General features: G+C 26.8%; 15 protein-coding genes. 12 read left to right on the forward strand and 3 right to left on the reverse strand.

What is annotated here, in order from left to right; all coding sequences use genetic code 11:
* Positions 1 to 5 precede the first annotated feature (5 nt).
* Positions 6 to 794, reverse strand: a complete 789-nt coding sequence (locus ACPKM0_RS08260) for a fimbria/pilus periplasmic chaperone (protein ID WP_472475042.1) — start codon at positions 792 to 794, stop codon at positions 6 to 8.
* A gap of 449 nt (positions 795 to 1,243) precedes the next feature.
* Here ACPKM0_RS08260 and ACPKM0_RS08265 point away from each other — a divergent pair, with 449 nt between their 5' ends.
* From ACPKM0_RS08265 to ACPKM0_RS08300, 8 genes are all read left to right on the forward strand, one after another.
* The gene (locus ACPKM0_RS08265; RefSeq protein WP_472475043.1) at positions 1,244 to 2,944 is read left to right on the forward strand and encodes a GGDEF domain-containing protein; all 1,701 of its coding nucleotides are present in this window, start codon (positions 1,244 to 1,246) and stop codon (positions 2,942 to 2,944) included.
* Between the two features lie 135 nt (positions 2,945 to 3,079).
* The gene (locus ACPKM0_RS08270; protein ID WP_472475044.1) at positions 3,080 to 3,295 is read left to right on the forward strand and encodes a 4Fe-4S dicluster domain-containing protein; all 216 of its coding nucleotides are present in this window, start codon (positions 3,080 to 3,082) and stop codon (positions 3,293 to 3,295) included.
* 1 nt (position 3,296) lies between these two features.
* Positions 3,297 to 3,935 (forward strand): ferric reductase-like transmembrane domain-containing protein, encoded by a 639-nt coding sequence (locus ACPKM0_RS08275; RefSeq protein WP_472475046.1) that lies wholly within the window; start codon positions 3,297 to 3,299, stop codon positions 3,933 to 3,935.
* On the forward strand, positions 3,932 to 5,734 hold the full coding sequence (locus ACPKM0_RS08280) for an FAD-binding protein (protein WP_472475048.1): 1,803 nt from the start codon (positions 3,932 to 3,934) through the stop codon (positions 5,732 to 5,734). The genes ACPKM0_RS08275 and ACPKM0_RS08280 overlap by 4 nt, the downstream gene beginning before the upstream one ends.
* A gap of 21 nt (positions 5,735 to 5,755) precedes the next feature.
* Positions 5,756 to 6,502, forward strand: coding sequence for a twin-arginine translocase subunit TatC (tatC, locus tag ACPKM0_RS08285; protein WP_472475050.1), 747 nt, complete (start codon positions 5,756 to 5,758; stop codon positions 6,500 to 6,502).
* Complete coding sequence (locus ACPKM0_RS08290; RefSeq protein ID WP_472475052.1) at positions 6,503 to 6,730, forward strand: Sec-independent protein translocase subunit TatA/TatB; 228 nt, start codon at positions 6,503 to 6,505, stop codon at positions 6,728 to 6,730.
* 45 nt (positions 6,731 to 6,775) lie between these two features.
* Complete coding sequence (locus ACPKM0_RS08295) at positions 6,776 to 6,979, forward strand: twin-arginine translocase TatA/TatE family subunit (protein WP_472475053.1); 204 nt, start codon at positions 6,776 to 6,778, stop codon at positions 6,977 to 6,979.
* Positions 6,980 to 7,474: 495 nt separating this feature from the next.
* Positions 7,475 to 8,284, forward strand: a complete 810-nt coding sequence (locus ACPKM0_RS08300; protein WP_472475055.1) for a helix-turn-helix domain-containing protein — start codon at positions 7,475 to 7,477, stop codon at positions 8,282 to 8,284.
* Positions 8,285 to 8,315: 31 nt separating this feature from the next.
* Here the strand turns inward: ACPKM0_RS08300 and ACPKM0_RS08305 are convergent, their stop codons facing one another.
* On the reverse strand, positions 8,316 to 9,893 hold the full coding sequence (locus tag ACPKM0_RS08305) for a sensor histidine kinase (RefSeq protein ID WP_472475057.1): 1,578 nt from the start codon (positions 9,891 to 9,893) through the stop codon (positions 8,316 to 8,318).
* A complete protein-coding gene (locus ACPKM0_RS08310; protein ID WP_472475059.1) occupies positions 9,850 to 10,521 on the reverse strand; it encodes a response regulator transcription factor in 672 nt (223 codons plus the stop codon). The genes ACPKM0_RS08305 and ACPKM0_RS08310 overlap by 44 nt, the downstream gene beginning before the upstream one ends.
* Positions 10,522 to 10,739: 218 nt before the next feature.
* Here ACPKM0_RS08310 and ACPKM0_RS08315 point away from each other — a divergent pair, with 218 nt between their 5' ends.
* From ACPKM0_RS08315 to ACPKM0_RS08330, 4 genes are all read left to right on the forward strand, one after another.
* A complete protein-coding gene (locus ACPKM0_RS08315) occupies positions 10,740 to 12,224 on the forward strand; it encodes an Lcl C-terminal domain-containing protein (RefSeq protein WP_472475061.1) in 1,485 nt (494 codons plus the stop codon).
* 337 nt (positions 12,225 to 12,561) lie between these two features.
* Positions 12,562 to 13,350 carry an IclR family transcriptional regulator gene (locus ACPKM0_RS08320; RefSeq protein WP_472475062.1) on the forward strand — a complete coding sequence of 263 codons (789 nt, stop codon included), beginning with the start codon at positions 12,562 to 12,564 and terminating at the stop codon, positions 13,348 to 13,350.
* Between the two features lie 252 nt (positions 13,351 to 13,602).
* Positions 13,603 to 14,568, forward strand: a complete 966-nt coding sequence (locus tag ACPKM0_RS08325) for an ABC transporter permease (protein WP_472475064.1) — start codon at positions 13,603 to 13,605, stop codon at positions 14,566 to 14,568.
* Between the two features lie 9 nt (positions 14,569 to 14,577).
* Positions 14,578 to 15,447: a carbohydrate ABC transporter permease gene (locus tag ACPKM0_RS08330; RefSeq protein WP_472475066.1), complete on the forward strand. Its 870-nt coding sequence runs from the start codon at positions 14,578 to 14,580 to the stop codon at positions 15,445 to 15,447.
* Positions 15,448 to 15,465: the final 18 nt, after the last annotated feature.

A 15,465-nucleotide genomic window follows, 5' to 3' on the forward strand; every position in this document is an offset into this window, starting at 1 on the left:
GTTATCTATTGATAGTCAAACTTACTCTTATATTTCACACCATCTTCACGAGATAAATCACTTGGCCATGGAATATGAAGTGTTACAGTTTTTCTAGCAAGAATATTAGTTCCTGTTAATCCAGACAATTGAGGATCACCCTCAAGTTTCACTGTATTCCCTTTACTATCTTGTACAATAAGAGATGCATTTGTTAATAATTGGTGAACAGTTCCTAAATTAGATAAAGTAACTGCCATTGTCTCCATTTTTTCTTTATTTACATTACCCTCATCATCAGTAGATTCTACAATCTTATAAGAAGGAGCTACTTGCCTTAATGTAACATTTTCTGTGACTTGAGAAGGTTCAACATATGCACTTGTTGTATATACATAAAGAAAATTAAACATACTATTATCATCAGCATTTTTACCTTTAGAATAAGGAACTTGTTCTGCTTTAATTCTAAAGCTTAATTCAGAGGTTGTTGTTTGTGGGCCTCTGTATTGTACTCTTATTATTTGAGAACTTTGAGGTTTTATAATAGTTTTATTTGGTACTATAGAAAAATATTGAGTTGCAGGAGAATTAACCTCTTTTCCTAATGAATCTTGACTTCTTGTTAGAGCAGATATTTCAACAGCAATTGAATCATTACTATCATTAACTATAGTATAAGTTTTTGTGTTTCCAGCTCCAGTTGGAGTATATGTTTGTTCAAGTGGCGAAAATTGAAAAGCAAACATTTCTATTGAAACAAAAGTAATAAGTAATATCATTAATGATAATCTTTTCTTTAATTTTTCCTTCATGACGACCATCCCTTTTTAATCTCTTTTAATTATAATACGAAAAATCTTTTATTTATACAATAAAAACAAATCTAATATGGCATAAATTTCATAATAAAAATTAACATTTATTATATAAAATCTAATAAAATAATATATTTACTATACATATAGTAAGTTGTTTCCTAAATATCATAAAAACACACAAATATATCAAATAAACTTATGTCCAAAGATTAATTTAAAATAACTATAAAAAAAATCTTTCTTTTTATAAAATATCATATATTTATAGATTTTTCACTACAAAATAATATATTTTCACTTTAATTAACAAAATAGAATTTATAAAATTCCACTCTATATGATTTTTATTACAAAAAATTGTTACCTATATCCAATTACAATAAGCAATATATTTAAAGAAATAAAACTTGATACAAAGTTTTAATTAGATTACTATACTCAATATGAACTTTAATAAATTATCCTCAATTTTCAAAAGAAAAAATAAAGCATCCTATATGACAATAATTATATTTTTATTTTTTATTATTAATATGCTACAAACATTATCAACTAAAGCACCAAGCATTTATAATAATGATTTTGGAAAAGAGTTTGATATTAATTTTGATATATATATAGATGGAAATTATATAACAAATTCAAAACTTCCTTACATTTTTTCATCATCAAATAAAAATAAGAAAATTGAATTAATTTCAACGATACCTAAAGATGAAGAGATTGATAATTTATTTTTATCAATGAAACTATCAGGATATAGTATAAAAGTTAATATAGATAATAAAGAAGTTTATAAATATTATTATGAAAATGTTGAAGATTATGGTGGGGGCTACCATCATTTCATTAAGATACCAGAAAATAGTAACGGTAAAGAAATTAAAATAGAATTATTATGCCCGACAAACAATCCATTTTCTCAAAGAATAGCCCCAATATATATAGGCAATAAAGGATATTTATTAAAACACAGTTTTTCTTATAGTTTCATCCCGTTAATCCTCGGAATAATTTTGATATTTCTTTCTCTACTTTTTTTAATTTGGGTTTACTTAAATTCAGGTAAAAACAACAATCCATATATCTTATCATTGGCTATATTACTGCTTTGTATTGGAGGATGGATTGTCACTCAAACAAGTGCAAGACAAATATTAAATATAACAAACCCCGCCCTACCTATGATAATTAGTTTTTTTTGTATGTTTTCAATACCAATAAGTCTTTGGTATTATCTCAAAACAAACTATGCAAAAATAAATGAATATAAATCTTTAAAATATTTTTCATATACTATCTTTTTTCTATATTTACCAATAACTATTAGTACTTTTTTCGGAGTATCATACACAAAATATTTAACATTTATTGGCAGCTTAATATTAATATATGCTCTATTGTTATTATTTACAGCAATAAAAATCTATATAAATGGGGAAAAGACCATAAAATCATGTTTATTTGCTCTAATTGGCATTTTTATTTCAATTATGCTTGAACAAATATTACTTGTTCTAAAAATAGACATATACAATATATCGATTTTATATTTTGGCTTAACTTTAGCTGCTTGCATTTTTATCAACCACAGTTTTAATATTACAATTGCAAAAAAAATAGAACAAAGCGAAGCAAATATTTTAAGAAAAATGGCATATACTGATGTTGTTACCTTAGTTGAAAATAGGAACTCATACGAAAGATTTTTGCAAAAGGAAGGAAATACTTACGATTCATTTGGTATTATTTTAGCGGATGTAAATGGTTTAAAGATTATTAATGATTTATATGGACACAAATATGGTGATAAATTATTAAAGACTTTATCTAATTCATTAAAAGAAGATCTTCCTAATAATAGTAAATTATATAGAATAGGTGGTGACGAGTTTTTAGGAATTATCTATTCTATAAGCCATAAAGATTTTATTAAACTCACAAAAGATCTTCAAAAGAAATACCATCCTAATGAAAATGAATATGGCATAGCTATTGGATATCACTATTATGAAAAACATAAAGATTTAACAATAAGCAATGCAGTTGAGAAAACAGATAAAAAGATGTATCTAATAAAAAAACATCAAAAAGAATATATTAAGAAGAATTATATAACTCCAAAAAATTATTTAAATTTGTAAAAATTCTCTAAATCAAATAAAAATTATCCCAAATTTTCTCCATTTAGGGCTATTTGGACGTCACAATAATAAAAATAAAGTATTTTTTCATTAATCAAAAAGATTTTGAAAACTTTTTTTATTAGGAGTTCAATTATGTCAATTCGAAGTATTGATGGTTGCATAGGCTGTGGAGAATGTGTTCAAGCCTGTCCAACAGATGTAATCAGATTAAGTTCAATTAATGGAAAAGCGTATATCGCTTATCCTCAAGATTGTCAAATGTGTCATCTTTGTAGAATGAGTTGTCCAGTAGATGCAATAACAATCGATTCTGAAAAAACAATACCAGTAATGGTTTCTTGGGGGTAATATGGAAAGCAAAAAAAGAATTCAATATTTACTACCTGGAGCAGTAATATATTTAGCTATACCTTTAATATATATGATTGTAGGAGATTTTCAATCTAGAACAATTCTCAAAGAAATAATTTCTTTAGCAACTGTTGGTGCGTTTTTTATTCTCTTAGGACAGTTTTATCTTTCTAGAGCTAACATTGTTAATATTAAAGGACATAAATTTTCTAAAGTTATAAACCTACACAAAGTAATAGGATACATAGCAATACCAATTATTTTTATACATCCATTTCTTATAATTCTACCCCGCTATTTTGAAGCAAGCATAGATTTAAAAGATGCATTCACCTTAATCATAACAAATTTTGGATCTAAAGGAATTATTCTTGGAATAATTGCAATGGTTCTTATGTTACTAATTGGATTATTATCCATATTAAGAAAGCACTTAAAAATTAAATATACAACATGGAGATATATACACGGGTATTTATCTTTAGCTTTTATAATATTAGCAACTTGGCATGTAGTTGATTTAGGAAGACATATGGACGCTTTTTTATCAACATATACAATAGTTATGGCATCAATAGGTATAGTATTTTTAATTAGACTTTACTTCTTTAATCAAAGTAGAAGGAGAAATAAATGAGTGATAAATCAGATAAAGGGATGTCAAGAAGACAATTCTTAGGATTATCAGGTGGCGTTGTAGCTGCTGCTACATTAGCTAGCATTGGTTTTAAATATAATAAAGGCACTAAAAATGAAAGAGAAATAGATCTTTCAACTATAACAACAAAAGAAAGTGAAACAGATCTTTTAGTTATTGGTGGAGGTATGGCAGGACTATTTGCAGCGGTAAAAGGTCATGATGCTGGGGCAAAAGTATTAGTAGTATCTAAAGGTCGTATTGGATCTTCAGGTTCAACTCCTTTTGCTAAAGGAATATTTTCATATGATGCAACAAAAGAAGATGTAAGTATTGATGAATTTGTAGCAACTGTATCAAAATCAGCTATAAACACTAATAATGAAAAATATACTAAACAAATGGCTGAAAATTCAAAAGCAAGAGTAGATGAATTAAAGCAATGGGGATTTTTTGATTCACCTCTTTATCACAAATCTTTTAGTAAACCCATTAAAAAACGTAATATTGAAGTAAAAGAGAGAATAATGATTACCCATTTGATTAAAGAAAATGGGAGAATTGCAGGAGCTGCTGGTTTTAGTATTGATAATCCTGTTATTCATATCTTCAAAGCAAAAGCTGTTGTTCTATGTACAGGTGCTGGTGGCTTTAAACCTAATGGCTTCCCTATTTGCGACTTAACACATGATGGATCAATTATGGCATATAAAATAGGAGCTAAAATAACGGGTAAAGAATGGAATGATGGTCACTCTGCAAGTGCAACTAATCCAGCTGATTGCTATACTGGGTGGCATGGTATGTTTGATAGAAAACCTTCAACTAATACAGTAGAAGTTCATCATGACTTAGGTGTTGATGCAAATTATAAAGCATATGTGCTTGGAAACCCTGTCTCTATGATGCCTGGAAATAATACAACTGTTGAAGGCGGACCATATGTACCTGATGGGTTCAATAGACAAATGGAACAGGAAGGTGGTGCTCCTAGCGGTGAAGGTGGGGCTCCTAGTGGTGAAGGTGGTGCTCCTGGTGGTGAAGCTAATGGAGAGAGACCTTCAGATCCTCCAAGCGAAGGCGGTGCTCCAGCTGAGGGTGGCCCAGGTAATATGGGAGCGACAACTGGTGGAGCTTCTGCTGGTATGGCAATCCATAAATCAGAAGGAATAGCTCCAATTAATTTAAAAGGAGAGTCTACTATTCCTGGTTTATACGCTGCAGGAGATGCTCTTGGTTCATATATGGCTGGTGCTATATATACACAAGTTGGATCTTCCTTAGCTGGTTCTGCTGTTCAAGGTGCTATAGTCTCAGAGGCTGCAGCTGAATATTGTAAAAAAGTAACTCTACAAAATATATCAGCAACAAAAATCAGAAATATCAAAACTGAAATATTAGCTCCTTTAAAAAGAGACTCAGGATATAGTCCAGCATGGGTTACTCAAATTTTACAAGGGATTATGATACCAAACTTTGTTTTATATATCAAAAAAGAAAGTTTATTAAATGGAGCTTTAGCTTATGTTGAAGAACTTAGAGATCATCATATGCCAATGCTTAGAGCTGCAAACTTACACGAATTAAGATTAGCTCATGAAACTGAAAATATGATAATTAATGCTGAAATGAAATTAAGAGCTTCGTTAATGAGAAAAGAAAGTAGATGTAGTCATTATAGATTAGACTACCCTAATGTTGATTATATTAATTGGCAGGTATGGATTAATCTTTACAAAGATAATAACGGGGAAATGAAATTTGAAAAGGTACCTTTTGGTAGTTGGACAAAAGCTTAATCACAATAGGAGAAGTTAAATATGGCTAGTGAAAATGATTCAGTAATGCCTTTGCTTGAACATTTAAAAGAACTTAGATATAGATTAGTTACATCTGCTATAGCATTAGCAATAGGTTTTTTTATAGCTCTTGGCTTTTATGATTATATAATTGATTTTCTTTATGAACCATTTATGCAATTAAATTTCACATCTCTCAGTGATGATGTTTTATTTGTAAATACAGTTGCAGAAGGATTAGTTGTTCAATTAAAGATCTCAGTATTTGCTGGTTTTATATTTTCTTCTCCAATCCATATATTTAATATTATAAGATTCATAATTCCAGGGTTATTAAAAAAAGAAAGACGTATTTTAGCAATAACTCTTTTCTGTAGTTTTCTATTAGTAATAGGTAGTTTTTATTATACATATTATACAATAATACCTATTTCGATAGACTTTCTAACTGGACATGGATTTATTCCTGAAAATACTGGGGTATTATTAAATTTTAGTAGTAATATTTTTTATATTCTTCAATTCATCCTAATGGCTGTAATTGTTTTTCAACTCCCTGTAATTCTTGAACTAATGATGATATTAAATGTAGTACAAAGAAAAACTCTATTTAGTATTGGTAAATACTTAGTAGTATTATTCTTCTTTGTTGCAGCAATACTTTCACCACCTGATTTTATAACACAAATAGGTTTAGCACTCCCAATGACAGTACTATTTTATATAACATTATTTATCGCGAAAATATTTAAATTTGGGGAGGAATAAATGTTTGGATTTGGAATATCAGAAATATTTACATTAATTATTGTTATTGTACTTTTGTTAAATCCAAAAGATTTACCTAAAATCGTAAGAAAACTTGGAAAAATATATGGAAATATAATGAGACAAGTTAATCAAGTAAAAAAATCTTATCATAAATTTGAGGAAGATTTAAAAATAACTGAAATAAAAGATTTTGAAGATACAAAATATCAAAATCATATCAATTAAAATAAAAAACTAGTAATAAAACTAGTATTAATAAGGAGATTCACTATGATTGGAACTACTGAAGTTATCGTTATTTCTGGAGTCGTTGTTCTTCTATTTGGAGCATCTGCATTACCTAAATTTGCACGAAATATTGGTAAAGCTAGAATGGAATTTGATAAAGGGATGAAAGAAGCACGTGATTTAGCAAATGCTGATAAAGCTGAAAATATCACAAATGCAAATACATCTGAAGTTAAAAAAGATTAATTAATTAAAATTAATTTCTTATTTAATAACCTTTGTTTTATAATTAACTCCCATATTCTTATATGGGAGAAGAGGTTTTGTTTATATTTTCTTATAAAAAAACTTCTTAAATACACAATAATAAATATAATCTAATTACAATTATATTGCGTTTTTATAATAATTGATTATAAAATAATACAAATGAGAATAGCACTTGATTTAAATATGATTTTATCCCTTATTTCCCTATCTTGGTCCTTTTTAGGATTTATATTAATAAGAAGAAATTTTAATTCTAAATCTCCTAGAAAAATGATTTCGTATTCAATTCTTCTTATATATAGTATTACTTTTATAATTAAAATTTTGAGTTTTTATTTGCATATAGAAAATAAATTATTATATATAATTTCATATACAGTTATTTTCTTATATGGTCCTTTGTTATATATCTTTTGTAAAGAAATTTTGAATGAACAAATAAAAAGTTTAAAAAGAGGTGTACTCCATTTTGTGCCATTTTTAGTTATTTTTATCTATAATATCATTCATTCTAAATCAAATAATACATCAGATGGATTGCATGACTTTTTATTAATATGGGGTGGATCTTTCTCTGTTTTATCATATGGAATTATTATATTTAGAGATATATTAAAATACAATAAACACATAGATAACCAATTTTCATCTCATGAGACTAATATAACTTTATCTTGGTTAAAAGGACTTTCAATAGGTTATATAATCCTTTTTGCAACATCTTTTTTAACATTATTTTTATTTAGACCAAATTTTTTACATATTCCAAGAATACTTACAGATTACCTACCTGCTGAATTTATCTTAAATATTCCACTAGCATTTTTTATTTTAGATTTCATATTACATTGCCCTACTCAAAAAGTAATTACGATAGATAAAGCTCTTCCAATAAAAAAACCTGAAACAACCACATTAAAAGCAAATACAGAGCTAATTGAAAACACAGAAAAATTAAAATCATTTATGCAAGAAAATGAGCCTTTCTTAGATTCTGAATTAACTTTAGATAAGCTATCTATGCAGATTGGTATTTCAAGACATAAATTATCAAATATTATAACAGAAGGCTGTAATTCAACCTTTTATAATTTTATTAACAAATACCGTATAAATAAATTTGAAGAACTAATTGTAAATGGCGAACATAATAATTTTTCAATAATAGGGTTAGCTTATGAATGTGGATTTAAAGGATCTTCATCTTTCTATAATGCTATGAAGAAAGAAAAAAATATAACACCAAAACAATTAATTAAACAAATTGAATCTGCAAGTTAAAAATGATACTTAAAATCTAATAGAGATGAAACTATTTTATAGAAGGGAATAATACCCAAACTCTAACACCTATAATACCATTGTCATTATAATTTTCAATATTTATAGTTCCATTGTGTTTATTAACTAAATTTTTAACAATTGAAAGCCCTAAGCCTGTGCCAGAACTAAATCGATCTCTAGCTTCATAAGCACTGTAAAAAGGGTCAAAGAGATGAACAATATGATCATTATCTATTTGAGAACCTTCATTAATAAATTCAATTAATACATTATTCTCTTTTTCAGTTGCATTAATGATTATCTTTTTACCATTATTAGTATATCTAAAGGCATTACTTAATATATTTTCAAAAATTTGGCTCAGTCTTATACTATCTCCATTAATAGTAAAACATTTTGACATATTCATTATTAAATAAATATCTTTTTCTTTTATAATATTTTCATACTTTTTTACAGAATTTTGTAACAAAGTTATTACATTTATTTCTTTAAAATTTAGAATAAATTCCGTAGATTCAGATTTAATCAAAAATAATATATCATTTACTAAATGATTTAATTTATCAGTTTCTTCTAATATAATATTAGTATAATCATATCTTTCTTGAGTGTTTTTTGCTAAACCTAATTTTAAAGTTTCAGCATATCCACTTATCAAACCAATTGGAGTTTTAAACTCATGAGATATTCCTGCAAAAAATTTCTTTTGTAAATTATTTTCTATTTCAAGTTTCTTATTTGAATCTTCTAATTCACTGATAGATTTATCTAATTGATAGGATATTTCATTAATACTACTACCTAGTTCCCCTATCTCATCGATAGAATTTCCTTCATATTTATTAGAAAAATCTAATTTCGCAATTTTGCCTGTAATTTTAGTTATATCTTTTATTGGTTTAACAATAGTTTTTGCTAGGGAATGAGCCACAAAAATCGAAAAAACCAAAGAAATAAAGCCTATAATTAATAAAAATTTATTAGTAATAGCAGTTTGTTCTGCTAATTGCTCAACTGGTCTAATTATTAATAATAAATATTCATTTTCTAATTCTCCAGCAAAAACTAAATCAAATTCATTTGAACCTGGTACAACACGATGAACTTGACTAAAAATATAGCCTTCAGTTTTTATAATATCTAAATTACTTAATATATACTCAGATTGAACTTGAGGAATCATTGATTCTTTTATTGGCATTTCATTAAAAGAATTAGGCATCGCTCTCATCATAAAATTACCCATAGGTAAAGGAATTGGATTCGATGCAAGAATTATTTTTTTATTTCTTAAGTTTTCTAAATCACTGATATAATATAAAAAACCTGTTTTACTATCTCTACTACTCAATAAGCTTATAATTTCATCATTAGGTTCGCTAAACTCTTTTTTTATTTCATTATATTCTTTTAAAAAAACATTTTTATTATTATTTACATAATAATCTTCTAAAAATATAGAGTTAGCAATAAGAATTAATGAAATTGAAATACAAAGAATTAATGCAATAGTTAAACTTAATTTTGTAGAAAATGATTTAAACTTTAAATGATTTTTTTTAAACACTTTGATAATAATACCCTCTTCCTCTTGCAGTAACAATATTCTTCCCATATTTGCCTAAACTAGAACGCAAACTTTTTATATGAGTATCTACAGTTCTAGGATCTCCGAAATAATTATATCCCCAAACATTATCCAATATTTTTTCCCTTGATAAAACACAATCCATATTATTTAAAAGGTATTGAAGTAATAGCAATTCTTTTGGGGTCAATGAGATTTTGTTATTATCAATTAATAATACACCTTTATCAAAAAAGAATTCAAAACCTTGTGATTTATATATTTTTTCTTTTTGTTTATTAACACGTCTAAGTACACTTTTTATTCTTGCAACTAAGGTATCTCTCGAAAAAGGTTTCGTTATATAATCATCAGCACCTAAATTTAATCCATCTACTTCATTAGCACTATCACATAATGCTGTAAGCAGAATTATTGGTATATCATATATTTCTCTAATAATTTTGCATACTTTCTTACCATTTAATTTTGGCATCATAACATCTAACAAAACTAAATCAATATTATTAATATTATCAGCAATATATTCTATTACCATCTCTCCATTTTCTACACAAACTACATTAAAGCCTGCAGATTCCAAAAAAACAGTAACTAATTTCCTATATCTCCCTTCATCATCAGCGTATAAAATATTAATCATATTAACCTCTTTATTTTTGATAAAAATAATTACATGAATATAAAATAATACATATTATTATCTATTAATTATAACATAAGTCTAAAGTAAATAAATTTTAAATTATCATTATTAAATGTTAAAAAGAAAAAAATACGAAAAAACAATATATAAATATCACATTATCATCACATTACTATCTTAAAATGTAAATAAATAATTTGATAGGAGTCAAATAAATGAATATCTCTTTAACAAAAGAAAAGTTAATACTCATAATATTATCTTTATTATTATCATTTCAATTTATTATAGCTGGTGGAAATAATGAAGAACAAGATATCGAAGAAATATCAGAAACTGAAATACTAATTGAAGAAAGTATAGATAAAAATGATTTTATGGATAAAAAGATTAATATATTTTCTTACCCAATTTTTGATACAGATCAAAGAATGTGTTATAACAATAATCAGATAATCAATTTTCCTTCACAAAGTGATTTATTTTTCGGTCAGGATGCACAATATGCATCTATAATGGCAAATTATGTCGATAATAAAGATGGAACTATAACAGATAATGTTACAAAATTAGTATGGACAAAAGAGGTATCTAAAGAAACTATGAGTATAGAAGATGCTAAAGAATATGCATCAAATCTGGATACTGGTGGAATTAACAATTGGAGACTTCCAACCGTAAAAGAACTATGGTCTATTAGAAATACTATTTCAAAAACAGCTAGCTTCGATACAAACTATTTTTTATTACCAAAGGATGATTCTCAATATACTTTTACAAGTGATAATTATATTTCAAATTTAAATCAAAACCTATTTTACGCTATTAATAATTTAACCGGTATAATTGAATTAATTAATTCAAAAGCATATGTAAGATGTGTATCTAACGTTTCAAGTTTAAATAACAATTTTATAGATAATAAAGATGGAACAATAAGTGATAAAGCTACTGGTTTAATGTGGAGTAAAGAAGACAGTAAAACAGCTTTAACATGGGAAGAAGCTTTAGCATATGCAAATGATAGTAATTTATCTGGGTTTGATGACTGGAGATTACCTAATTTAAATGAACTAATTAGCCTATTAGATTATTCAAATAACTCAAATGCTTTAGATTATTCTTATTTCAATCTTTCATCTTATAATAAAAAAACAAACAGTATGAACTCTCAACTCTATTGGACTAGTACAACTAATAATAATAAAGAATTATCAAATGAAGAATTAAACTTTAGTGAAGCTTGGAGTATTAGTTTTAATTTATACAATAAAAAAGATAAAATTAACAATTTAAAAATAAATCCTATCAGCGATGACAAATTAAATAAAAACTATGTATTACTTGTTAGAGAAGGTAATGTTAATTTAATAGATGAAAATTTAGCTCAAAATGCTGCACAAAGAACTATGAATCCTAATGAAGAGAATACAACTCTAGGAGATAATAAAGGGAGAATGGGAACACCTCCTCCTAATGCTAGTGAAAGACCTCCTCAACAAGGACCAGATTTTTCTTCTGCTGCAAAAATATTGGGAATTTCTGAAGAAGACTTAATTGAGGCTTTTGGAGATCCTCAACTAGGACAGCCGGATTTTAATGCTATCGCAGAAACTCTAGGTATCAGCGTAGAAGAATTATTAGAAGCACTTGGTATGGATTCTAATAGTGCCTTAAATCCTATACCAAATAGGACATAATTTTAGTAAAAAAATTGGCACTAGCCTGAGATAATATTTCTCAGGCTATTTTTTTAACTTTTTTCATTTGTATTTATTTATTTTTTGAATCCTTATTGATTTATAAAAAGATAGCCTAATTCTTCATATACTTATAATTTTAACACAGTTTTACATTATTTTAGGTATATTTTTACAATTATTCAATTTTTAGTTTTATTATTTTTTCCATCTCTTACCCCAAATAAAAAATGCTTTTTAATAAAAAATTGTAGCCAAATTCATAATTATGATATAGTTTTATTATTATAAATAGAATTTTATCAGATATAATAATGAATTTTTATGGAGAATACAAATGGGTTTAAATAGAACAGTAGAGAGAGCAATGAAAATACTACAATTAGTATCTAAAAGTGATAGAGGATTAACACTTCAAGAATTATCAATTGAATTAGATGTTCCTAAAAGTAGTGTTTATGTAATACTACAAACGCTACTTACGCTTGGATATATAACCCCTCATCGGTTTAATGAAAAACGATATTGCCTAGGTTTAAAAGTTTTTAGTCTTGGAATGAAATATTTAGAAGGACAAAATATAGTAGAAGAAAGTGCATATTATTTAAACCAATTAGCAGAAAAATATCACAAGACTGGATTTGTAGGAATTTTAGAAAATGATGTAATTGTTTATGTCCATAAATATGTAGGACAAGGAGCAGTTTTAGCTTCTTGTGCACTAGGAAGTAGACACGAAGTATATGCAACATCTTTAGGTAAAGCTGCATTAGCTTTTTCAGATCAAGAAACAACAGATAGAATAATAAATAAATTAGAATTAAAATCAGTAACAGAAAATACTATTACTTCTAAAGAAAACCTACTTGAAGAATTAAAACTAACTAGAAAAAGAGGATATGCAACAGATATTAAAGAACATGAAAATAAAACACTTTGTTACGGTGTCCCTATTTTTGATTATAAAGGAAACGTTATTGCAGCAATCTCACTTTCTGACATTGTACATCCTGACGAAGATAGAGAAGCTATTATTAAGGATTTAATTAATTGTGGAAAACAAATATCAAAAGCATTTGGTTTTACAAATCCTTACTATGAAAATGAAATGACAAGATATAATTAATAAAACAATTTACATATGTTTAGAGAAAAAAGACCTAATAAAATTAGGCCTTTTTTTAATTTAAATAATATTGACAGAAAAAATAGCTCATGCTATTATATATTTATAAATTAAGTTCATATATATAAACACTTTGCTTAATAAAATACACCTTCTTTGTTTTTTAGTCAAAAAAGTATTTTTTTTAGCATTATATATAAACTAAGTTTATAATTATAAATTTACATTATAATTCACACAAAGGGAGAGAATATGGATCAGCAAGAAATTATAGTGCGCCCTCGTTTTACAAAGAAACTAATAGCATCAATAAAAAAGGATTGGAGACTATATGTATTATTAATGCCAATGGTAATTTGGTATTTAGTTTGGATGTATAAACCAATGGGTGGATTATTAATGGCATTTAAACGATATGATCCAACTTTAGGTTTAATAAATAGTGAATTCAAAGGGATTGATAACTTTTTAAATCTAATGACGGGTGTTCATAAAGTTGATTTTTGGCAAGCTTTTAGAAATACTTTTATTATAAGTAGTTATGGTTTAATATTTGGTTTTCCTGTTCCAATAATACTTGCTCTTTTCTTTAGTGAAATTACTCATAATTTTACAAGAAAAATTACACAAACTATAACTTACCTTCCACACTTTCTCTCAGAAGTTACGATAACAAGTATAGTATTAATGTTAGTTTATAACGGAGTACAATCTACAGGAATCATTGCACAATTCTTAATTAATATTAATGTTATTGATGCTAACTCTTCAATTATTCAACAATCAGCATTTTTCAGACCTTTATACATTATAACAGGAATATGGAAAGAATCAGGATATTCATCCATTGTATATTATGCAGCAATTATGGGAATTTCTCCAACTCTATATGAAGCTATAAAAATGGATGGAGGTAATAAATTCCAAGAAATAAGATATGTAACATTACCTGGAATGGCACCTACTTTAATTATCATGATCATTATGAGAATAGGTAAAATGTTAACTATTGGATATGAAAGAGTATTACTTCTTTACAATCCTAATATATATGTTACGGCTGATGTACTTTCTACTTTCGAACAAAGAATTGGTATTTTATCGGGTAACTATGGTATTGGTTCAGCAGCCTCCCTTTTCAATTCGTTAATTGCTTTCGCTCTAGTTCTTGGTGCAAATGCTATTAGTAGAAATATTTCAAAAACATCACTTTGGTAGGAGAAAAATATGTTTAATGATAGACTTAATAAAAGTGAACTAGGATTTAGAATTTTTTCTTACATTATAGTTATTCTATTTTCACTAATAGCATTATACCCTTTAGTTTATGCATTTAGTGTATCTGTAAGTGGTAAACTAGCTTATGAAAGTGGACAAGTAGTATTGCTTCCAAAAGAGTTCACTCTAACTGCATATAAAATGGTTTTATATGATAAAGGGTTTTGGATTTCTTACTCAAATACTCTTTTCTACACTATAATCGGTACAGCATGGAGCATGGCTATTTCTTTAACAGGAGCGTATGCTCTTCAAAGCAGAAAATTACTTTTTGCTCGTGGTTGGAATTTTTTTATGGTATTTACAATGTGGTTTTCTGCAGGAATGATACCTAAATATTTAAACTACAAACAATTAGGAATTACTAATCGTTGGGGTATTATAGTAGCGTTCGGTGTTCAAGCATTTAATATAATATTACTAAGAAACTACTTTTCAAGTATTCCCCATGAAATAGAAGAAGCTGCTATAGTTGATGGTACAAATGAATTCCAACTTTTTTCTAGAATCTTTATTCCAATGTCAAAAGCAAGTATTGCAACGGTAACTCTCTTTTATGCAATTAGTAGATGGAATGGTTATTATTGGGCAAGAATGATCTTAGCTTCTTCTTTCGATCAACCTTTACAAGTATATCTTAGACAATTAATAGAAAATTACCAAAAATTATATGAAGAATCCCCTATTGTTTTATCCTATTCGGCAGACAGTTTAGCTTATGCAATTATCATTTGTTCAATTATACCAGTATTAATCATATACCCATATATTCAAAAATATTTCACTAAGGGTGTAAATGTTGGTGGAGTAAAAGGTTAAATAAAAATTATTAAACTA

Source organism: Pleomorphochaeta sp. (assembly GCF_050031695.1).
Taxonomy (GTDB): Bacteria; Spirochaetota; Spirochaetia; order Sphaerochaetales; family Sphaerochaetaceae; genus Pleomorphochaeta.

Excerpts from the sequence above, each read along its gene's own strand:
- ACPKM0_RS08320 (WP_472475062.1), top strand. The coding sequence starts at position 12,562 with ATGGGTTTAAATAGAACAGTAGAGAGAGCAATGAAAATACTACAATTA.
- ACPKM0_RS08295 (WP_472475053.1), top strand. The coding sequence starts at position 6,776 with ATGATTGGAACTACTGAAGTTATCGTTATTTCTGGAGTCGTTGTTCTT.
- ACPKM0_RS08280 (WP_472475048.1), top strand. The coding sequence starts at position 3,932 with ATGAGTGATAAATCAGATAAAGGGATGTCAAGAAGACAATTCTTAGGA.
- ACPKM0_RS08315 (WP_472475061.1), top strand. The coding sequence starts at position 10,740 with ATGAATATCTCTTTAACAAAAGAAAAGTTAATACTCATAATATTATCT.
- ACPKM0_RS08290 (WP_472475052.1), top strand. The coding sequence starts at position 6,503 with ATGTTTGGATTTGGAATATCAGAAATATTTACATTAATTATTGTTATT.
- ACPKM0_RS08260 (WP_472475042.1), bottom strand. The coding sequence starts at position 794 with ATGAAGGAAAAATTAAAGAAAAGATTATCATTAATGATATTACTTATT.
- ACPKM0_RS08265 (WP_472475043.1), top strand. The coding sequence starts at position 1,244 with ATGAACTTTAATAAATTATCCTCAATTTTCAAAAGAAAAAATAAAGCA.
- ACPKM0_RS08330 (WP_472475066.1), top strand. The coding sequence starts at position 14,578 with ATGTTTAATGATAGACTTAATAAAAGTGAACTAGGATTTAGAATTTTT.
- tatC (WP_472475050.1), top strand. The coding sequence starts at position 5,756 with ATGGCTAGTGAAAATGATTCAGTAATGCCTTTGCTTGAACATTTAAAA.
- ACPKM0_RS08270 (WP_472475044.1), top strand. The coding sequence starts at position 3,080 with ATGTCAATTCGAAGTATTGATGGTTGCATAGGCTGTGGAGAATGTGTT.
- ACPKM0_RS08310 (WP_472475059.1), bottom strand. The coding sequence starts at position 10,521 with ATGATTAATATTTTATACGCTGATGATGAAGGGAGATATAGGAAATTA.
- ACPKM0_RS08275 (WP_472475046.1), top strand. The coding sequence starts at position 3,297 with ATGGAAAGCAAAAAAAGAATTCAATATTTACTACCTGGAGCAGTAATA.
- ACPKM0_RS08325 (WP_472475064.1), top strand. The coding sequence starts at position 13,603 with ATGGATCAGCAAGAAATTATAGTGCGCCCTCGTTTTACAAAGAAACTA.